Source organism: Colwellia sp. BRX10-3 (assembly GCF_014077505.1).
GTDB lineage: Bacteria > Pseudomonadota > Gammaproteobacteria > Enterobacterales > Alteromonadaceae > Cognaticolwellia.
Map to the genome: position 1 here is coordinate 26,222 of NZ_JACGWA010000010.1, position 20,265 is coordinate 46,486.

A 20,265-nucleotide genomic window follows, 5' to 3' on the forward strand; every position below is an offset into this window, starting at 1 on the left:
CAGCAACGCCTCTAGTTACTTTAGTAGTATTACTTTAAAGCGTAGACTTCTAAAATAGCATCAGACATAAAAAAACCGAAAGCCCTTTATAATTGGGAGCTTTCGGTCTTCATTGGTTCTTATCGAACCTGTATTTGGTGCAGATAGAGAGACTCGAACTCTCACGCCCTAAGGCACCACCCCCTCAAGGTGGCGCGTCTACCAATTCCGCCATATCTGCAAATATTTAAAAACTAGTTTGGAACGTCGCTGTCTTTTTCTGCAGCTGCATCGCTAGCAGGCACATCAGAATTTTCTACTTTAGGCACAACTATATCAGCTGGGATTTCATCTGTTGCTGGAGTAACTTGTCCTGCTGGTATAGCTAAGTTATCAAAATCAGCACCTGATTTAACGCGATTGGCCGTTAAATTACCTAACACTAGGCTGATAACAAAAAATGCTATCGCTAAGTACGTTGTCGATTTTGTTAAGAAGTTACCAGAACCGCTTGAACCAAAAATAGTAGCTGATGAGCCAGCGCCAAATGATGCGCCCATATCCGCACCTTTACCTTGCTGCATTAGCACTAAGCCAATTAGACATAAAGCAACGATCAAATACACTACAATTAACACTTGATACAACATTTTATTTTCCCTTTGCTGCCGAACAAATTATTTTAAATTCTTCGGCTTTTAAACTAGCACCGCCGATTAATCCACCATCGATATCAGCTTGTGCAAATAATTCATCACAGTTTGTCGCATTGACACTGCCACCATACAACAATGGTAATTTAACTGCGACGTTTACATCAATTTTAGCGATAAATTCTCGTATGAATTGATGGGTTGTTTGCGCCATTTCTGGCGATGCTGTTTTTCCAGTACCTATCGCCCAAACAGGCTCGTACGCAATAACAACATCTGCAAATTTATCAATACCGATTTCATCAATAACGGGCTGTAATTGAGCAGCCAGCACGATTTCGGTTTGTTCAGTTACACGTTCATCTTCACTTTCACCTATACACAAAATAGGTTTAAGGCCAGCAACTAAAGCTGCCTGAACTTTTTTTGCAACTAATGAGCTTGATTCTTTATAAATACTACGGCGCTCTGAATGCCCAACTATCACGTAGCTTACACCAACTTCTTGTAACATTGATGTTGACACTTCGCCAGTAAATGCACCTTTGGCGTTTTCATTTAAGTTTTGCGCACCTAAACTAAACGCTGTTGCCAAATTCTCATTCGAACTTGCTAAGCTAAACGCCGCTAAGTAAGGAAAACTTGGACAAACGACAACTTCAACATTTTCATTTAACTTAACGTTATTTAACTCTGAAACCATTGAGTTGACTAATGCTAAACTGCCATTCATTTTCCAGTTTGCTGCAACTATTGCGCGTCTATTCATTTTTCATTCCTAAATCAAAGCGGCGAGATATTAACTAACCTTCTAGCAAGATACAAGCATTTCAAGCAATATCATGCTTAATTGCTCAATATTCACTCGACCAATAAAATCAAGCATATATTATCGACTAAAAAGCTTGTTTAACCGCGTTGGCAATTTCATGTGCTAAGGCGGTAACTTCATCATGTTCAGGGCCTTCTACCATGACACGAATCAAAGGTTCAGTACCCGATTTTCTTAATAATACGCGACCACGACCGGTTAATTTTTCATTAACGCGGCCAACAGATGCAACAACATCATCATTAACCAAAGGATTGCTATCACCCGAAAATCTTACGTTGACTAATACTTGCGGTAACTTTGTCATACCTTGACGTAATTCAAAGAGTGTTTTACCGGTATTGCAGACCGCAGTTAATACATTCAATGCGGCAATAATACCATCACCCGTTGAGGTATGGTTTAAGTTAATCACATGTCCTGAGTTTTCAGCGCCTATTTTCCAGCCTTTTTGTTTAAGCATTTCCATAACATAGCGATCACCAACTTTGCTGCGTGCAAATGGTACATTCATATCAGCAAGTGCAAGCTCTAAGCCCATATTACTCATTAGCGTACCAACAACACCGCCTTCAATGTTGCCATTTTGCAAGTCGTTTGAAGCGATAATATAAACACTTTCATCGCCATCTATAACATAACCGGTATGATCAACCATCATTAAGCGATCACCATCGCCATCAAGCGCGATACCTAGGTCAGCTTGATGTTCAATAACTGCAGCACTAATTGCTGCCATCGAGGTTGCACCGCATTCATGATTAATATTGGTGCCATTAGGTGAGGTGCCTATTTCAATAACCTCAGCACCTAACTCACGAAACACGTTTGGTGCGATGTGATAGGTTGCGCCATGTGCACAATCAACCACGATTTTCATGTCTTTTAATGAATATTGACTTGGAAAGTTACTTTTACAAAATTCGATGTAACGCCCTGCAGCATCAGCAATACGAGTTGCTTTGCCTAAATGGGCTGACTCAACACAGCCCATGTCTTTATCTAATTCTGCTTCGATAGCTAATTCAACATCATCGGGTAACTTTTGCCCATCTTGAGAAAAGAATTTGATACCATTATCATAAAAAGGGTTATGTGAGGCACTAATGACAATACCGGCTTCAGCACGAAAAGTTTTTGTTAAATAAGCAATACCAGGTGTTGGCATTGGCCCTAACAAACCAATATCAATACCAGCGGCAGAAAATCCTGCTTCTAATGCTGATTCCAACATATAGCCAGAAATACGAGTATCTTTACCAATCAAGACTTTTTTAGTGCCTTGTGCAGCTAAAACACGACCTGCGGCATAACCTAATTTCATGACAAATTCGGGGGTAATGGGATATTGCCCAACTAAACCACGAATTCCATCAGTACCAAAATATCTTCTTTCTGACATTATTTTCTCCATTTACTATGCCCTTTGGCATTAGCATTTTTAATACGTAACTATTTAACGATGAGCAGTTACGGCTTTTAATACTTTTAATACGTCCACGGTTTCTTGTACATCGTGAACGCGAATAATATGTGCTCCTTGCTGAGCAGCGAGCATTGCAGTACTTAAACTGCCAGCAAGACGTTGTTCAACATCTCGATTTAATAAATTGCCAATCATAGATTTACGCGATAATCCTGCAAGGATAGGTAAACCAAGTTCGCGAAACACAGATAAGTTAGCCAGTAAATTCAAATTTTGCGCCATTGTTTTACCAAAACCAAAACCTGGGTCTAATATTATCCTTTCACGTGCAATACCAGCACTAACACAGGCTTCAATACGTTGTTTAAAGAACATCATAATATCGCAAATAACATTTTCATAGCTTGGTTTATTTTGCATCGTGCTTGGTAAGCCTTGCATATGCATTAAACAAACAGGAATTTTACTGTTTGCAACTGCCGCTAAACAACCATCATTTTGTAAGGCACGCACATCATTAATAATATCAGCACCCGCGGCTATCGCAGCACTCATCACTGAGGCTTTACTGGTGTCAATTGATACCAATATATCGAAACGTTGTTTAATAGCCTTTAATACCGGAATAACACGCGCTAATTCGTCTGCTTCGTTAACCTCAGCTGCACCTGGTCGTGTTGATTCACCGCCAATATCAATAATAGTTGCACCATCAGCAATCATACGTTCAACTTGCTCAAGCGCATGTTCAAAATGAGTAAACTTGCCGCCATCAGAAAATGAATCAGGGGTAACATTAAGAATACCCATAACCTGTGGTGTTGATAAATCTAACAATGAATTTGGACAATTAAGATGATTTAACACCGCATTCTCGCTATAAATTTTATTAATACCAATTGATCAAATTTTACAAAATATAAAGCCTCAATAGTTGATAAATCAAATGATTTAAACCATTGAGGCTCCTTACACTGTCTTGCTAATTATTTAGCAGGAATATCTGAAGTATCATCAGCGTTTTTCGGCTTAACTGACTCTTCTTTTTCGTCATCCGCTTTTGCTGTTGGTTTACTAGAATCTGCATTATTATCTGATTTATCATCAGAGTCATTAGCATCAAAATCAGCTGGTGGGCGAACTTTAGTACGATTCATTAAGTCATCAACTTGCAATGCATCAATAGTTTCATATTCCATTAACGCATCTTTCATTGCGTGTAAAATATCTTCGTTTTCTTTTAAAATAGTTGCCGCACGTTGATAGTTACGATTAACAAACTCTTTAATTTCTTCGTCGATAGCACGTGCAGTTTCATCAGACATGTTTAGCGACTTAGACGATGTTCTACCTAAGAATACTTCACCTTCTTCTTCAGCAAATAGCATAGGACCCATTTTTTGAGAGAAGCCCCACTGTGTAACCATTTTACGAGCAAGTTGGGTAGCACGTTCAATATCGTTTGAAGCACCAGTAGATACTTTTTCAAAACCGTAAATCATTTCTTCAGCAATACGACCACCGTATAAAGATGAAATGTTACTTTCTAAATGCTGCTTACTATGACTAAATCTGTCTTGTTCTGGCAAGTACATAGTGACACCTAACGCACGTCCACGCGGCATAATACTCACTTTATAAACCGGGTCATGATCTGGCACTAAACGACCAACAATTGCGTGCCCTGCTTCATGATATGCGGTCATCTCTTTTTCTGCCTCATTCATCACCATAGAACGACGCTCAGAGCCCATCATAATTTTATCTTTTGCTTTTTCAAACTCAGCCATACCAACAACACGGCGTGCTGAACGTGCAGCAAATAATGCGGCTTCATTAACTAAGTTAGCTAAATCAGCACCTGAAAAACCAGGTGTACCACGCGCAATAACCGATGCTTTAACATCGTCGCCTAATGGTACTTTGCGCATATGCACTTTGAGAATTTGTTCACGACCACGAATATCAGGTAAACCAACAGTTACCTGACGGTCAAAACGACCAGGACGTAATAATGCTGGATCTAATACGTCAGGACGGTTAGTAGCGGCAATAACAATTACGCCTTCATTACCTTCAAAACCATCCATTTCAACTAGCATTTGGTTTAGCGTTTGTTCGCGTTCATCATTACCGCCACCCATACCAGCACCACGTTGGCGACCTACAGCATCAATTTCATCGATAAAGATAATACAAGGTGCTGCCTTTTTAGCTTGTTCAAACATGTCACGTACACGAGAAGCACCAACACCGACAAACATTTCAACAAAATCTGAACCAGATATTGTAAAGAAAGGTACTTTCGCTTCACCCGCAATAGCTTTAGCTAATAAGGTTTTACCTGTACCTGGTTGGCCAACTAATAAAACCCCAGATGGAATACGTCCACCTAGTTTTTGAAAGCGTGAAGGCTCTTTTAGGTAATCAACTAGTTCAGCAACTTCTTCTTTTGCTTCGTCACAACCAGCAACATCAGCAAAAGTAGTTTTAACTTGATCTTCGCTTAACAAGCGCGCTTTCGATTTACCGAAACTCATTGCGCCTTTACCGCCCCCACCTTGCATTTGACGCATGAAGAAAATCCATACACCAATCAGCAATATCATTGGGAACCAAGAGACAAAGATAGTCATTAAGAAACTAGGTTCTTCTGGTAGTTCGCCCGATGCGTCAACACCTTGCTTCACTAAATCGTTGATTAAATCACGATCATAACCACCGGGAATAACGGCAACAAAGTTTTCACCGCTGCGTTTAATACCATTAATAACGCCGTTTCTATCAACGACTGCTTTTCGAATTTGTCCTTGACGTACGTCTTGAACAAATTGTGTGTAATCCACTTGTTGATCTTTGCCGCTTCCAGGGGTAAAACTTTGGAAAACAGACATTAATACAACTGCAATAACTAACCATAAAATAAGATTTTTTGCCATATCGCTCAACTTAATGACCTCTTGATAATGTTAAAAATGGTGCGATGAAATAATTCAACCTAATTTACTACAATTTAAAGCCCGTCGCCACAAGATAAACTTCACGTGAACGAGCACGTGACGATTCAGGCTTGCGAGCTCTGACGGTTTTAAATGCGGCTCGAGCATCTTTCATGAATTGCTCAAAGCCCTCTCCTTGAAACACTTTCACAACAAAAGCGCCATCTTTCTTTAAAACTTGATTGCACATATCAAGTGCTAATTCCACTAAATACATGCTTCGTGCCGCGTCTGCAGTATCATTGCCGGTAAAATTTGCAGCCATGTCAGACATAACAACATCAATATTTTTACCATTAATTCGAGTTAATAAAGCATCTAGTACCGCTTCTTCACGAAAGTCACCTTGCAGAAAATCAACACCTGCAATTGGGGCCATCGCTAAAATGTCACATGCAACAACTTGCCCGCTATCACCAACCACTTTCGTGGCATATTCAGACCAACCGCCAGGAGCCGCACCTAAATCAACCACCTTCATACCAGGCTTGATCAATTTATCTTTATTATTTATCTCTTCAATTTTAAAAACAGCACGTGAGCGAAGGCCCAACCTTTGTGCCTTTTTCACATATTCATCATCAAAATGCTCTTTTAACCAACGAGCACTACTGACACTGACTTTATTCTTACTCATTCAATCCACTTATATATTTATGCTGTTTAAAAGTTATGTATATTCGGGTAATTAGTTTACTTTTATTCGCCACAAAAATAGCAACATGACAAACTAAAGTAAGCACATGACTATAATAACCAAAAATAAACCATAAAAGTACGGTAAAAAGATGACAGTTTGTAAACAATATTAGTATTACAAACTAGATGGAGGTAAAATAGCTATAATTCAAGCTAACTTGTAACGAAAATTGTTAATGACCTTAAATAAAAAACAAATTCAGTATTTAAAAGGCCTAGCACACAGCCTTAAACCCGTTGTGTTACTAGGTAATAATGGCCTTACCGAAGCGGTAGTTGCCGAAATCGACTACGCGCTAAATCACCACGAATTAATTAAGATTAAAATCCCTACGGATGATCGTGAAACCAAAGCACTTATTGTTGAAGCTATTTGTCGTGAAACAAATTCAACTAAAGTACAAGTGATCGGTAAAACCTTAGTTATCTTCCGCCAAACGGAAGAAAAGAAAATTCGTATACCAAAAGTTTAATTATTTTACCCTGATGAATAAAGTTGTGTCTTCGCTTTATATGTTGATGGTAATACCTAATTAAAGATTTTGATAATTTTAAAAGAGGGCTTTCGCCCTTTTTTTGTGTCCAATTTTTGTACTTCTTAAGCTAAACCCACTGTTTTTAAGCTAAATCCACTGTTAATCCAATAGCTAAACTCATCACTGAATCAATTATATTAGTAAAAACTAATATATAATAAATTTGCTTGGCATAGTATAGTAACCATCAAATAAATTTCTGAAAGGTTTTGAAATGATTTTATCAGTACCTGAATTAGTTGAACAAGCTAAAAAATCTGTTAATTGTGTCAGCGCAGCGCAAGCGTTTGCCAACAAAAACGCGACATTTATCGATGTTAGAGAGCTTGCAGAGGTTGTAGCCTCTCCGGTCGAGAATTCATTAAACATTCCACGTGGTGTCTTAGAAATGAACATTGCTAAACACTGTGCAGACGCCGAAATGGAAATTTATGTCCATTGCGCTTCAGGTGGACGTGCTGCATTAGCCGCAGAGCAATTGCAACGCATTGGCTATAAAAATGTTAAAGCGATTAGTAGTCAGCATAACGAAGTTTGTCAGGCACAAAAAAACCAGTAAGATAATATTAATTATTGTTACTGGTTTTAATAAAACTAAACGTGCAGAAAAATATTATGTACGCTTAGGCTTATATTAGTAGCTATTAAATATGATCTACTGCAATAATCTCATATTCAACCACGCCACCCGGTGTGGTAATTTCAATTTCAGTATCAACTTCTTTACCAATTAAACCACGCGCAATCGGCGAGTTTAGTGATATACGTCCGGTTTTAAAGTCGGCTTCATCGTCACCAACAATTTTGTACGTTACTTCAACGTCAGTATCAAGATTCAGTAATTTCACTGTTGTGCCGAAAATTACTTTGCCGCGATTAGGTATTGCTGTTATATCAATAACTTGCGCGTTACAAAGTCGGCCTTCAATATCTTGAATACGTCCTTCACAGAAACCTTGCTCTTCTTTAGCGGCATGGTACTCTGCGTTTTCTTTTAAATCGCCATGCTCACGAGCGGTGGCAATATCTTTGACTATACGCGGACGTTTTTCCGTTTTTAAAACTCTAAGCTCTTCTTTTAATTGCTCAGCACCTAATAGTGTCATTGGATATTTTGTCATTTTACTCTTCTTTTTCTAACAAGAAAGGCGGCTTACCTATATGACTAATAGTAGGTAACCACCTTTTGAAAATAATTCGCTTAAATAAAGTTTAAAAATGAATTTGTGTTCTATTATGCTTTCACACAGTAAGTAAATTCATTTTCAAGCCGTTTATTTACAACGTTTATGTAACTCTTGTATTGAAGTTACAATATTACGATCATCTGCGGCATGTGATTGACAGGCGGCAAATGCAGCGTTCAGTGTCGTAGTATATGCGACTTTGTAACGTAAAGCACCACCACGTAACACTTTAGAATCTTCAATCGCCTTACGGCCTTCTGTTGTGTTAATAATGTAGGTGTACTCGCCATTCTTAATTCTATCAAGAATATGCGGTCGACCTTCGTGTACTTTATTCACTAAACGACAAGGAATATTAGCTTCACCTAAAATAACCGCGGTACCATGGGTTGCATCAAGCTCATAGCCCAAAGTTACCATTTGTTTTGCTAAGTCAACAACACGTTCTTTATCACTATTACGTACTGAAATTAAAGCGCGACCATCTTTAGGCACAGATACACCGGCACCTAAGTTAGCTTTTGCGTAAGCTTCTTCAAATGTTTCACCAACGCCCATGACTTCACCGGTTGAACGCATTTCTGGTCCAACTAATGGGTCACTACCGTGGAACTTGTTAAACGGAATAACCACTTCTTTAACAGAGAAATACGGTGGAATAACTTCTTTCGTAATACCTTGCTCTTTTAGTGACTTACCCGCCATTACGCGTGCGCCTATTTTAGCTAAAGGCACAGCTGTAGCTTTCGATACAAACGGAATAGTACGTGCAGCACGTGGGTTAACTTCAATGATGTAAACTTTGCCGTCTTTAACCGCCATTTGCGTATTCATTAAGCCAATAACACCTAATTCAAACGCTAAGTCAGTGACTTGCTTGCGCATTACATCTTGTACTTCTTGGCTCAAACTATAAGCAGGTAATGAACATGCAGAATCACCCGAGTGAACACCCGCTTGTTCTATATGCTGCATAATACCGCCAACAACCACATCGGTGCCATCACAAACTACATCGATATCAACTTCAATCGCATCATCAAGGAAATGATCAAGCAGTACAGGCGAGTCGTTCGATACATTAACCGCTTCGGTCATGTAACGACGTAAATCATCTAAATCATAAACAATTTCCATTGCGCGGCCACCTAGAACATAAGATGGACGAACCACTAATGGGAAACCAATAGCTTCGGCTTTTGCCATTGCTTCTTCAATTGAAGTAACAGTTGCATTATCAGGTTGTAATAAACCTAAACGGTCAACCGCTTGTTGGAAGCGTTCTCTGTCTTCTGCACGGTCAATTGCATCTGGTGAAGTACCAATAATGGGCACACCAGCGGCTTCTAAAGCACGGGCTAATTTAAGTGGCGTTTGACCACCATATTGCACAATAACGCCTTTAGGCTTTTCAATGCGCACAATTTCAAGCACATCTTCAAAGGTAATTGACTCAAAATATAAGCGATCAGATGTATCATAATCGGTTGAAACCGTTTCAGGGTTACAGTTAACCATAATGGTTTCATAACCGTCTTCGCGTAATGCTAGTGCCGCATGAACACAACAATAATCAAACTCAATACCTTGACCAATACGGTTAGGACCACCACCGAGTATCATAATTTTTTCATTATTTGTCGGGTTGGCTTCACATTCTTCATCATATGTAGAATACATGTAAGCGGTGTCTGAACTGAATTCAGCAGCACAAGTATCAACACGCTTATATACGGGAAAAATACCCGCATTATGGCGTTTTTTGCGCACTTCAGCTTCAGCAATACCAATTAAATCGGCTAAACGAGAATCAGCAAAACCTTTACGTTTTAATTTACGTAAATATTCAGGGGTTAATATTTTTAAACCACCATCAGCAACTTTAGCTTCTTCTAAAACAATATCTTCAATTTGTACTAAGAACCAACGATCAACATTAGTTAAACGGAAAATATCATCAACCGATAAACCTAAACGAAAAGCATCAGCGATATACCAAATTCGGTCAGAACCAGCTTCTTGCAGTTCATGCATAATTTTAGTTTTAGCGCCTGGTTGCGTGACATCAACCATAGGGTCAAAACCATTAACACCAACTTCTAAACCGCGTAGTGCTTTTTGTAATGATTCTTGTTGATTACGGCCAATTGCCATAACTTCACCCACTGATTTCATTTGGGTGGTTAATCTGTCTTCACAACCGGCAAATTTTTCAAAGTTAAAACGTGGAATTTTAGTTACAACGTAATCGATAGTCGGTTCAAAAGATGCCGGTGTTGCGCCGCCAGTAATATCGTTGGTTAATTCATCTAAGGTGTAACCTACAGCAAGTTTTGCCGCAATTTTAGCGATTGGGAAACCGGTTGCTTTTGACGCAAGTGCTGATGAACGAGATACCCGTGGGTTCATCTCAATAATCACCATACGACCGGTATCAGGACAAATACCAAACTGCACGTTTGAACCGCCTGTTTCAACACCAATTTCGCGCAATACCGCAATCGATGCATTACGCATGATTTGGTATTCTTTATCGGTTAGCGTTTGTGCTGGTGCAACTGTGATTGAGTCACCAGTATGAATACCCATAGGGTCAAAGTTTTCAATCGAACAAATAATGATACAGTTATCATTTTTGTCGCGAACCACTTCCATTTCATACTCTTTCCAACCGATTAATGATTCATCAATCAATAATTCAGAGGTTGGAGAAAGATCTAAACCGCGAGTACAAATTTCATCAAACTCTTCACGGTTATATGCAATACCGCCTCCCGAGCCACCCATAGTAAATGACGGACGAATAATACAAGGGAAACCTAAGTTTTTGCTCGCGGCATGTGCTTCTGCAATCGTATGAACAATTTCAGCGCGCGGTGTATCTAAACCAATCGCTTTCATTGCTTTGTCGAAACGACTACGATCTTCAGCTTTATCAATCGCATCGGCTGTAGCGCCAATCATTTCAACATTAAATTCTTTTAATACGCCTTTCGCTTCAAGCTCGAGTGCACAGTTTAAAGCGGTTTGACCACCCATGGTCGGTAATACCGCACAAGGACGTTCTTTTTCAATAATTTTTCGTACAACTTCCCAATGAATAGGTTCGATGTAAGTCGCATCAGCCATTTCAGGGTCTGTCATTATTGTTGCAGGGTTCGAGTTGACTAAAATAACTCGGTAACCTTCTTCACGCAGTGCTTTACACGCTTGTGCGCCAGAATAATCAAATTCACATGCTTGACCAATAACAATTGGACCCGCGCCTAAGATCAAGATACTTTTTAAATCAGTACGTTTTGGCATTTTTATTCTCTCTTCTCTTGTCTAAGGGCTAAGCTTTTTTCGCAGCAACGATTAAGTCGATAAAATGATCGAACAATGGAGCAGCATCAGCTGGACCCGGGCTCGCTTCAGGATGACCTTGGAAACTAAACGCCGGCTTGTCTGTGCGATGAATACCTTGAATTGAACCATCAAATAGTGATGTGTGCGTCACTTTTAAGTTTTCAGGTAAGCTGTTTTCATCAACAGCGAAACCGTGATTTTGTGCCGTAATCATTACAACATTACGTGCGAAATCTTTAACCGGATGGTTGCCACCATGATGACCAAACTTCATTTTAATCGTTTTAGCGCCACTGGCTAAACCTAATAATTGATGGCCTAAACAAATACCAAACACTGGGATATCTGTTGTTAAGAATTTTTTGATTGCGCTAATAGCATAGTCACATGGTTCTGGGTCACCAGGACCATTTGATAAGAAAATACCATCTGGATTCATGGCTAATACTTCTTCAGCAGACGTTTGCGCCGGCACTACAGTTATCTTACAGCCGCGGTCCACTAACATACGGAGAATATTGCGTTTAGCACCAAAATCGTAAGCAACCACATGAAACTCTGATTTTTCAGGTGTAATATGGCCTTTTCCTAACTGCCAACTTCCTTCTGTCCACTGATAAGCTTCTTTGGTAGAAACAACTTTCGCTAAGTCCATACCTTTAAGGCCTGGAAAAGCTTGCGCTTGTGCTAGAGCCTTTGCTTCTTCTGCACTTGCATCAATTAAGTCGCCCGCGATTATACAACCATTTTGAGCACCTTTCTCACGTAAAATACGCGTTAGTTTCCGGGTGTCTATATCGGCAATACCTAAAATATTTTTTGCTTTTAGGTAGTCGCCTAAACTTTGCTCACTGCGAAAATTACTCGCTAACAAAGGTAAGTCACGAATTACTAAACCTTTTGCCCAAATAGTGTCAGATTCTTCATCTTCGCTATTGGTACCTGTGTTACCTATATGTGGATATGTAAGGGTAACAATTTGCTCTGCATACGAGGGATCTGTCAGAATTTCTTGGTAGCCAGTCATTGAAGTATTAAAAACTACTTCACCAACAGCCGCCCCTTCTGCACCGATAGCGGTGCCCTTAAATACAGTGCCGTCTTCAAGCACTAAAATGGCAGATTTAGTCAATGTAACCTCCGTTAAGAAGAAAGAAAATCAATGGTAAAACAACTAATAATTTAACCATTAACGATAAAAAGCGATACATACAAAAAATGCCAAAAAACTAACCTAGTTCATCATGAACAGTAAATTTTTGACAAAATCCACTTATTTTACGCTTGTAAGCTTCTTTCGTCTAGTGATAATTGTAAAAACTCTCTGTTTTTGACGTTATTGATGTAAAGACGTCAAAACTAAAGCTTTTCTATAAAAAGTACCCGTAAATACTAACCATCTAGTCAGGTTTATATTCACTAAAGTATTTTAGTTAATCTTTTAAACCTAGCACATCTTGCATATCATAAAAGCCGGCTTTGGCTTCGCTTAACCAAAATGCTGCGCGCATTGCGCCTAAAGCAAAGGTCATTCGTGAGCTGGCTTTATGGGTTAATTCGATTCTTTCACCAATATCAGCAAAGTATGCGGTATGCTCGCCAACAATATCGCCAGCTCTCACCGTTGCAAAACCTATCGTTTCTCTGCTGCGCTCTTCGGTAATACCTTCTCTGCCATATACTGCAACTTCATTTAAATCGCGACCCAATGTATCGGCTATAACTTGGCCCATTTTAACTGCGGTGCCTGATGGGGCGTCTTTCTTAAATCTATGGTGTGCTTCAAAAATTTCTATATCAGTATAATCGCCAATCGCTTTGGCCGTGATTTCAAGTAACTTAAACAATAAATTTACCCCAACACTAGTATTAGGTGCCAAAACAACCGGTATGTTATTGCCTGCGGCTTTAATTGTTTCTACTTGCTGATCTGAAAACCCTGTAGTGCCTATGACCAGTGCTTTATTATGTTGCTGACACCATTCAAGATGCTCAAGTGTGGCTTCAATTGACGTAAAGTCAATTAACACATCAGCGGCTAATAACGTCTCAACATCTGTTGTTGTTTTTTGATCGATAGCACCAATACCAGCTATTTCACCTAAATCAAAATTTTCAAATGATGAACCTACACGAACACTGCCACCAACAAGCTCAACAGATTTATGTTCTATTGCCGCTTGTATTAAATTGCGGCCCATACGTCCGCTACATCCTAAAATGGCTACTTTTACTTTCATAGCAACTTCTTCCTACTGGGTAATGTTATAAGGGTAATATCAGCATCAGCTGTATTATAAGCAATATTAAAAGCGGTATCTAAATCAACTGATTGGCTGAGCTCTTGTGACACTACATTAAAAATTCGCCACTGCGCTTCGTTCAACACTAGGTGGTAAAAAGCTGAAAAGTCGGTAAAAACTTCGTCTTTAGGGCCAATAAACTGCCAATCAACACAAGCAAGTATTAAGCTTTCACTCAACTGACTAAAACTCGCTTTTAATGCGATGAAACGCTTTATCTCTGCATGACTTAATACCGTAAATATATCTAAAAACTCTTGTTCAAATACTTTATCGCTATCAATTAATACCACTTTATCAGGCGTGTGCAAAGTACAAGGCAGCTGATAACACTGTTGCGTGTCTGCCATATTTTGCTGATAAAACGCCTTAGTGTAGCGCTGAAATAAATTTTCGATTGCTGATTTGTGCATAACTCAAACTTAGTTGATATCTTTTTAAATTTAGCTTATAAAAAAGCCCTCAACTGAGGGCTTTTTTAAAATAGACTAATTAGCTAACAATGGTTAATAGCTCAACGTCGAATATCAAGGTTGCATAAGGAGGAATTGCACCTTGCGAGCCACGTTCACCGTAAGCTAAGCCGTAAGGCACATATAAACGCCATTTTGAACCTTCAGCCATTAATTGTAATGCTTCAGTCCAACCAGCAATAACGCCGCCTACTGGAAACTCAGCAGGTTGACCACGGTCAACAGAACTATCAAAAATATCGCCATTGATGAATGTACCGTGGTAATGCACACGCACTGTACTAGCAGCTGTTGGCTTTTCGCCTTCACCTGTTGCTATTACTTCGTACTGTAAACCTGATTCAGTTGTTGTTACTTCATCACGTTTTGCATTTTCGACTAAGAAAGCTTCACCTTCAGCTGACTTTTCTTTAGCTTCAGCTTGCTCTAGTTCTTGCATCTTTTGCGATATAATACCGAATGCTTCATTTAAGTCTTCATCAGATACTTGGCTTTCAGTATTAGCAATAGCATCAGCTAAACCAGCTTGCACAGCAGATACGTCAAAATCTTTAAAAGGATTGTTACGTAGTTGGTCACCTAGTTGACGACCTACACCATAACTTACGCGTTGTTCGATTGTTTCAAGTTTATTTTCAGACATTATTTAATCTTCACTTAATTGATACGATAAAAATTCGCGATACAATAGCATAAATTTAACGCCCTCTGAAGTGCTAGCAAGGGTCAATTTGTTATTTATTATAAATTTTTGATCTTTAATTAGCTGTGACAGTTCATGGTTTGCAATTTCCAAGCGTTACTGCGAAGTTTCAGTGATTTTCTGATAACACTGTGTTAACACCGGGGCTGATAAATTTAAATCTTTAACTAAAATCATAGGGTATGCAATTAACACATCAAACTCAGAATTATTTCCTGCGGCCAAATCTCGCTGCATTGATGTTTCGCTGCTGTCAGGTAAACGTGATAAAAAGCTTAATGTTTCTTTAATATGTTTATCGCCAAGATTTACCCCTGCCTTGCGTGCTATGTCTGCATATTCATTAACAATGCGCTCCAATAAAAATGCAATATGACTTTGCGCACGAATTTCGCCTAAATTTAGTTTTCTCGCTGACGCTAAAGCACCCCAGGCAGCAACAAGTATAAACTTTCGCCACAAGGCAAGCTCAATATCACTGGTTACCCCTACACTAATGCCAGCTAATTTTAAACGCTTAGCTATAGCACTAAGCTGTTCTGTTTCTTCATCTTGTAAAGCAACACTTTGCTCACTCATTTGTTCACTAGTACTATCAACTGAAGCTTTATAAGTAAAAGCCCCTAAAGTGATATGAGGCTTTGCGCCAGTATGATTGATAACACCTGTAGTGGTTTTCTCGGCAATAATTTTTGCTAAACCGCCAATAATATTTTCTCGTGCGATACCCTGCTCTTGCATAACATCTGCAGCGTTAACACCGTTTAATAAAGGTATTACGCGTGTGTTCTTTACTATTAATGGTTTTAGTTGTGCAATAGCTATGGGTAATTGATACGACTTTACGCAGAAAAATATAACATCCGCTGGTGTTTCTAGGCTATTTGCCGTTATGTTTTCGGCATTCAAAACATTAACTTTATCTAACTGCACATCACCTTCAATACTCTTGATGGTTAAACCCGATGTTTGCATAGTTTGAAATTGTTCGCCACGGGCAACAAAAGTAACATTTTCGCCATGCTGCGCTAAACGGCCACCAAAATAACCGCCAACGGCACCACAGCCGACAATAACAAAATGCATCACTCTTCCTTTTAGTCCTAATTTAGGTAGAAGTTTATCATGAAGATACTCAAATGATCAGAAGCTTCGGGGGCAAAACTAAAATAACAATAATTTGTGATACCCATGATTTCAACTAAACTTTTAGGTTGTACACAACTGTTTCACCTATATAGATGAAACAACGACATCTAATCAGCAAGAACATAGTTAGTATTAGAAAAACAGACACACGTTTAATTGCAGTATTTAATTGCAGTATTTAATTGCAGTAAATGGTATGGAGTAATGTTTATCTGTTTTTATGAGTTTGTTCAAAAATATAATACAAACAAATAACTCAAGGGACATTATCATGAGCAAAGTTATACTAATTGCCTTAGCTATACTATTACTTAGTGGTTGTAGCGACGCTAGCAAAACATCGAATACTGCAACAATTGATAAAACTAAAACGAGTAGTAAAGCTAATATAGAACAAACGACTACAAAAAATAGTGCGACTAACATTGAAGAAACTCAAGCAATGGTATTGCTTAGTGGTCTACCAACATTAGGGACTACCGATAGTATCGCTATTATTGAAATGGATCCCGACTCGGCCAATTTTGGCAATATACTTTATGACTATTCACTCCCCAAACTTGATGCGCCTATGCACCATCTGTATTACAGCCCTAATGGACGTTTGTATGCGACTGGGCTGGGTTCACAATGCAGCTTAGCTGAAATTGACTTAGTTAGAAACGCAAAAGCTGAGCCGGTAATTAGTAATTTCGAATGCCTGAATACCAATGGACAAAATGTCGGAGAAGATATTATGTGGCATAACGTCAATGGTGAACTAACGATGTTCGTTACCTTTATGGGCGGCTCTGATTTAACTCAAATTGACGCTGGTACAGTCGGCGTATTCAACGCCCAAACTAATGAAGTCATTAAAATTATCGAAGCAAGAAAGTCTCAAGTAGAAGCAGGTCAGCCATATATCATGTTCCCGCATGGTATTTCAGCTTATGGCGATAGAATGGTAGTAACATCTTCTACTCACCCAACCATTGCTACAGAAATTGGCAATACCATAACCATTATCGACTTAAACACTTTAAAACCAATCGAAACCATTGTCATTGAAGATGCCAAGCCTGTTGGGTTCCCATCATCTCCTGTCGAAGTGCTTTTTGTGCGCCCCAGTATTATCGAAGGAGTCGAGCCTGCTATTTTAGTAAACACCTTATTCGGTTTTGAAACCTGGAGAGTACCTTATAATGCGAAAACTAAAACATTCAGTACACCTGAAAAGTTATACAACGGAGCAACAGAAGGTACAGCCGTACCGTTAGAGTTTTATGGTAATGAAGATGAATTATTTATCAGCCATGGCGTGCCCGGTATAGTCAAGCGCTACGATTTAAAACAATTACCTAGCTTAGTATCGTCAGGTGAAGATATAAAAGCAGAAAACGGTGCGCACCATATGATATTTTATAAAACCGCTGCCGGTCGCAAGCTCATTGCCGTACAAAACAATTTATTAAATTTGGGCGATGCTAAAGACAATGATCCGACCGACGTAGATTTTCTAGTGAAATTAAATCACCACTCAGTCACCGTACATGACCTTCTCACAGGAGAGCGACTTGGCGAAATTAACTTCAAAGAAAAATACAAAAAAGGCATCGATAACATTGAAGCTTTATTTGGCTCAGGCTTTACGCACCATCATTAATCATCATGAAAATTGCCACAATAGTTGTCGCTATCGCTGTTTTATTTATAGCGTCAACTATTTACACTCAACAAAATAAAAAACTAGACACACACCTGGTCGAATTCACCGCACCATTTGTTTTTGGCCGTTTTAACTTGCCAGAAAATAATCCCTTAACCCAAGAATCAGTTTTACTCGGCAGAAGGCTTTTTTACGATCCTATATTGTCTAGCAACAATCAAGTGTCTTGTGCGACCTGCCATAAGCAAGCACTGGCCTTTACTGACGGTTTAAAAACATCAGTAGGCATATCAGGAAATCCCCTTGCTTTCAATTCCATGAGCTTAGTGAATTTAATGTGGGGACCCAGACATTTTTTTTGGGATGGTCGTGTTTCATCGCTAGAAGAGCAAGCAATTCATCCGATCGCCCATGTTGATGAAATGGCGCGTAATATCGAAGAACTAATCGTGGATTTAAATAATGATGAGACCTATAAAAAACTATTTAAACAGGCTTTTGGCAATATAAGCGAACAAAACATAGCGAAAGCGTTAGCTAATTTTCAGCGGACATTGATTTCAGCTAATTCACGATACGACCAATATTTACGTGGTGAAATATCCCTTACTGCCAAAGAGGAACAAGGCCGTAAGCTTTTCATGGCTCATCCTGATACTAAAGTGGTATTACGCGGGGGGAATTGCATTGATTGTCATAGCCAATTTCTCACCAGTGGCTTTGGCACTGCGTTTGATGGCTTTAGCAATAATGGTTTAGATGATGATCAAACATTACAACCTGGCTTATTTACGTTAACTAACAATGAAATGCATCGAGGCTTATTCAAAGCACCAACATTACGCAATATAGCTGTTACATCTCCTTATATGCATGATGGGCGTTTTGCTACTTTGCAGGAGGTTTTAGCACACTACAATGGCGGTATTAAGCGCAGTAAAACGCTCAGCCCATTAATTATTGAAGCAGATAATATTGCCAAAACACAAAGCGACCATATTAGCTTAAACCTCAATGATAATGAAATAACCGCTATCATCGCATTTTTACATACGCTAACTGATGAAAAATTCTTGGCTAACCGTGCTTTTTCAAGCCCTTTTATGGCAGAAAATAATGATGATGACTAAATCAACTAAGGTTACTTTGGTTTTTGGTACGCTACTATTAACCGCTGGCTTAGCTATATCTTCATTTTGGCTTCGAGCTTTACCGCAAGACTTAACGATTCGCTTTCATCCCTATGTTGGCGATAAACCTTTAGTTTTAAATAGCCAAAGCTATAAAAACCCTGGCGGTGATGGTGAATTTTCAATAAGAGATTTTCAATTATTTATCAGCAATATTGCCTTAGAGTTCTCCAAGAAAACTATTAACGAAGCAGAAAGCTATCATCTTGTTAGGTTTGACGGAGATAGCACATTCGACCAATTTGTTATTCCTAATATCAAAATACAAAACCTTCGGAAGCTATCATTTGGCATTGGCATTGATCCAAAAGCAAATGGCGCTATTTTATTTTCGGGCGATTTAGATCCTAATAGTAGAATGGCTTGGAATTGGCAAGTGGGTTATAAATTTTTGCTATTAGAAGGCACACTTACATTAAGGGAAAGCCAACTGCCACTGGTTTATCATATTGGCTTTGACGAAAGCTATACTAAACTCAATTTTGACATTGCGCCTGAAATAAATGCAAAAAATGGTGTCATTAATTTCAAAATAGATCTTCGCCGTTTGTTTCAAAAGTCCAGTAAAGTGGCCAAGTCGTCGATAAGGCTAAAATCAAACGAAGACATTGAATATATTGATATGTCTGAAATGTCTCATGTAAAATTCTCTCCTGTAGATGTAAAAGCCATCGCAATAGGCTTTCATGACTTTATCAGTATTTTATAATTTCTATTCCTTTAATATAAACATTCCTACAGCGAAAATTGTTATTCACTCAATATAACAACAGACTTGACTTAAAAACCTAAAAGTAAACTTAAGATAACTATTACTCGAATAAAACTGACTTAAGCTAGTATTAATCATAACCAAAGCCTGCTGAAAATATCTCTAAAAATGATTTTTTCACTAATTAACCTTCATTTACACTTATCATTAGAGTAAAAAACGACCTGCCCATTTAGTCCTTTAAAAGTACAAATAAAGGCTTTTGCACCAAAAAAAGCTATCTGCACTACTTAACCACAATAAAAAAAACATAATAAACCACTGAATTAAAAGATTAATATAATTTTTATCATAAAATGCGCACATTTTTTGCACAAACTGGTTGACGAGAAAACCTCACCATGGGAATATGACCATCAGTTGAGTAA

The 20,265-nt window shown here is 38.7% G+C and carries 18 protein-coding genes and 1 tRNA gene; 5 read left to right on the forward strand and 14 right to left on the reverse strand.

The features are described 5' to 3' along the window. Positions 1-135: 135 nt before the first annotated feature. The 7 genes from H4J38_RS13510 to rlmE all read right to left on the reverse strand — a co-directional run bounded on the left by H4J38_RS13510 (position 136) and on the right by rlmE (position 6,526). A tRNA-Leu gene (locus H4J38_RS13510) sits at positions 136-220 on the reverse strand. A 13-nt stretch (positions 221-233) separates the two neighbouring features. Further along, entirely contained in the window at positions 234-629 is a 396-nt protein-coding gene (gene secG / locus H4J38_RS13515) for a preprotein translocase subunit SecG (RefSeq protein ID WP_182132387.1), read from the reverse strand. Position 630: 1 nt separating this feature from the next. Next, positions 631-1,401, reverse strand: coding sequence for a triose-phosphate isomerase (tpiA, locus tag H4J38_RS13520; RefSeq protein ID WP_182132389.1), 771 nt, complete (start codon positions 1,399-1,401; stop codon positions 631-633). A gap of 127 nt (positions 1,402-1,528) precedes the next feature. After that, a complete protein-coding gene (glmM, locus tag H4J38_RS13525) occupies positions 1,529-2,866 on the reverse strand; it encodes a phosphoglucosamine mutase (RefSeq protein ID WP_182132391.1) in 1,338 nt (445 codons plus the stop codon). Between the two features lie 54 nt (positions 2,867-2,920). Next, positions 2,921-3,700: a dihydropteroate synthase gene (gene folP, locus H4J38_RS13530; RefSeq protein WP_182132543.1), complete on the reverse strand. Its 780-nt coding sequence runs from the start codon at positions 3,698-3,700 to the stop codon at positions 2,921-2,923. A 176-nt stretch (positions 3,701-3,876) separates the two neighbouring features. Continuing rightward, the gene (gene ftsH / locus H4J38_RS13535; RefSeq protein WP_220465557.1) at positions 3,877-5,829 is read right to left on the reverse strand and encodes an ATP-dependent zinc metalloprotease FtsH; all 1,953 of its coding nucleotides are present in this window, start codon (positions 5,827-5,829) and stop codon (positions 3,877-3,879) included. Positions 5,830-5,896: 67 nt separating this feature from the next. Continuing rightward, positions 5,897-6,526: a 23S rRNA (uridine(2552)-2'-O)-methyltransferase RlmE gene (gene rlmE / locus H4J38_RS13540; RefSeq protein WP_182132395.1), complete on the reverse strand. Its 630-nt coding sequence runs from the start codon at positions 6,524-6,526 to the stop codon at positions 5,897-5,899. A gap of 238 nt (positions 6,527-6,764) precedes the next feature. On the opposite strand from rlmE, the gene yhbY reads away from it, so the two are divergent. After that, the gene (yhbY, locus tag H4J38_RS13545; protein ID WP_182132397.1) at positions 6,765-7,061 is read left to right on the forward strand and encodes a ribosome assembly RNA-binding protein YhbY; all 297 of its coding nucleotides are present in this window, start codon (positions 6,765-6,767) and stop codon (positions 7,059-7,061) included. Positions 7,062-7,338: 277 nt separating this feature from the next. Beyond that, the gene (locus H4J38_RS13550; RefSeq protein WP_182132399.1) at positions 7,339-7,683 is read left to right on the forward strand and encodes a rhodanese-like domain-containing protein; all 345 of its coding nucleotides are present in this window, start codon (positions 7,339-7,341) and stop codon (positions 7,681-7,683) included. Positions 7,684-7,768: 85 nt separating this feature from the next. Here the strand turns inward: H4J38_RS13550 and greA are convergent, their stop codons facing one another. The 7 genes from greA to H4J38_RS13585 all read right to left on the reverse strand — a co-directional run bounded on the left by greA (position 7,769) and on the right by H4J38_RS13585 (position 16,224). Next, on the reverse strand, positions 7,769-8,245 hold the full coding sequence (greA, locus tag H4J38_RS13555; RefSeq protein ID WP_182132401.1) for a transcription elongation factor GreA: 477 nt from the start codon (positions 8,243-8,245) through the stop codon (positions 7,769-7,771). Between the two features lie 153 nt (positions 8,246-8,398). Further along, complete coding sequence (carB, locus tag H4J38_RS13560; RefSeq protein WP_182132403.1) at positions 8,399-11,617, reverse strand: carbamoyl-phosphate synthase large subunit; 3,219 nt, start codon at positions 11,615-11,617, stop codon at positions 8,399-8,401. Positions 11,618-11,645: 28 nt separating this feature from the next. Further along, on the reverse strand, positions 11,646-12,791 hold the full coding sequence (gene carA, locus H4J38_RS13565; RefSeq protein WP_182132405.1) for a glutamine-hydrolyzing carbamoyl-phosphate synthase small subunit: 1,146 nt from the start codon (positions 12,789-12,791) through the stop codon (positions 11,646-11,648). Between the two features lie 301 nt (positions 12,792-13,092). After that, positions 13,093-13,899, reverse strand: coding sequence for a 4-hydroxy-tetrahydrodipicolinate reductase (gene dapB, locus H4J38_RS13570; RefSeq protein WP_182132407.1), 807 nt, complete (start codon positions 13,897-13,899; stop codon positions 13,093-13,095). Next, a complete protein-coding gene (locus tag H4J38_RS13575) occupies positions 13,896-14,375 on the reverse strand; it encodes a hypothetical protein (protein WP_182132409.1) in 480 nt (159 codons plus the stop codon). Before H4J38_RS13575 ends, dapB begins: the two co-directional genes overlap by 4 nt. A gap of 79 nt (positions 14,376-14,454) precedes the next feature. Next, a complete protein-coding gene (locus tag H4J38_RS13580; protein ID WP_182132411.1) occupies positions 14,455-15,078 on the reverse strand; it encodes an FKBP-type peptidyl-prolyl cis-trans isomerase in 624 nt (207 codons plus the stop codon). A gap of 156 nt (positions 15,079-15,234) precedes the next feature. Next, on the reverse strand, positions 15,235-16,224 hold the full coding sequence (locus H4J38_RS13585) for a ketopantoate reductase family protein (protein ID WP_182132412.1): 990 nt from the start codon (positions 16,222-16,224) through the stop codon (positions 15,235-15,237). 334 nt (positions 16,225-16,558) lie between these two features. Here H4J38_RS13585 and H4J38_RS13590 point away from each other — a divergent pair, with 334 nt between their 5' ends. From H4J38_RS13590 to H4J38_RS13600, 3 genes are read left to right on the forward strand one after another with little or no spacing between them, the layout of a single operon-like run. Further along, a complete protein-coding gene (locus H4J38_RS13590) occupies positions 16,559-17,932 on the forward strand; it encodes a hypothetical protein (RefSeq protein ID WP_220465558.1) in 1,374 nt (457 codons plus the stop codon). 5 nt (positions 17,933-17,937) lie between these two features. Then, positions 17,938-19,065, forward strand: a complete 1,128-nt coding sequence (locus H4J38_RS13595; protein WP_182132414.1) for a cytochrome-c peroxidase — start codon at positions 17,938-17,940, stop codon at positions 19,063-19,065. Beyond that, entirely contained in the window at positions 19,052-19,834 is a 783-nt protein-coding gene (locus H4J38_RS13600) for an MbnP family protein (protein WP_182132416.1), read from the forward strand. The genes H4J38_RS13595 and H4J38_RS13600 overlap by 14 nt, the downstream gene beginning before the upstream one ends. The last annotated feature ends 431 nt before the right edge of the window (positions 19,835-20,265 follow it).

Bases quoted from the DNA above. Each gene is read 5' to 3' on its own strand.
- secG (WP_182132387.1), bottom strand. From the start codon at position 629: ATGTTGTATCAAGTGTTAATTGTAGTGTATTTGATCGTTGCTTTATGT.
- tpiA (WP_182132389.1), bottom strand. From the start codon at position 1,401: ATGAATAGACGCGCAATAGTTGCAGCAAACTGGAAAATGAATGGCAGT.
- glmM (WP_182132391.1), bottom strand. From the start codon at position 2,866: ATGTCAGAAAGAAGATATTTTGGTACTGATGGAATTCGTGGTTTAGTT.
- folP (WP_182132543.1), bottom strand. From the start codon at position 3,700: ATGGGTATTCTTAATGTTACCCCTGATTCATTTTCTGATGGCGGCAAG.
- ftsH (WP_220465557.1), bottom strand. From the start codon at position 5,829: ATGGCAAAAAATCTTATTTTATGGTTAGTTATTGCAGTTGTATTAATG.
- rlmE (WP_182132395.1), bottom strand. From the start codon at position 6,526: ATGAGTAAGAATAAAGTCAGTGTCAGTAGTGCTCGTTGGTTAAAAGAG.
- yhbY (WP_182132397.1), top strand. From the start codon at position 6,765: ATGACCTTAAATAAAAAACAAATTCAGTATTTAAAAGGCCTAGCACAC.
- H4J38_RS13550 (WP_182132399.1), top strand. From the start codon at position 7,339: ATGATTTTATCAGTACCTGAATTAGTTGAACAAGCTAAAAAATCTGTT.
- greA (WP_182132401.1), bottom strand. From the start codon at position 8,245: ATGACAAAATATCCAATGACACTATTAGGTGCTGAGCAATTAAAAGAA.
- carB (WP_182132403.1), bottom strand. From the start codon at position 11,617: ATGCCAAAACGTACTGATTTAAAAAGTATCTTGATCTTAGGCGCGGGT.
- dapB (WP_182132407.1), bottom strand. From the start codon at position 13,899: ATGAAAGTAAAAGTAGCCATTTTAGGATGTAGCGGACGTATGGGCCGC.
- H4J38_RS13575 (WP_182132409.1), bottom strand. From the start codon at position 14,375: ATGCACAAATCAGCAATCGAAAATTTATTTCAGCGCTACACTAAGGCG.
- H4J38_RS13580 (WP_182132411.1), bottom strand. From the start codon at position 15,078: ATGTCTGAAAATAAACTTGAAACAATCGAACAACGCGTAAGTTATGGT.
- H4J38_RS13585 (WP_182132412.1), bottom strand. From the start codon at position 16,224: ATGCATTTTGTTATTGTCGGCTGTGGTGCCGTTGGCGGTTATTTTGGT.
- H4J38_RS13590 (WP_220465558.1), top strand. From the start codon at position 16,559: ATGAGCAAAGTTATACTAATTGCCTTAGCTATACTATTACTTAGTGGT.
- H4J38_RS13595 (WP_182132414.1), top strand. From the start codon at position 17,938: ATGAAAATTGCCACAATAGTTGTCGCTATCGCTGTTTTATTTATAGCG.
- H4J38_RS13600 (WP_182132416.1), top strand. From the start codon at position 19,052: ATGATGATGACTAAATCAACTAAGGTTACTTTGGTTTTTGGTACGCTA.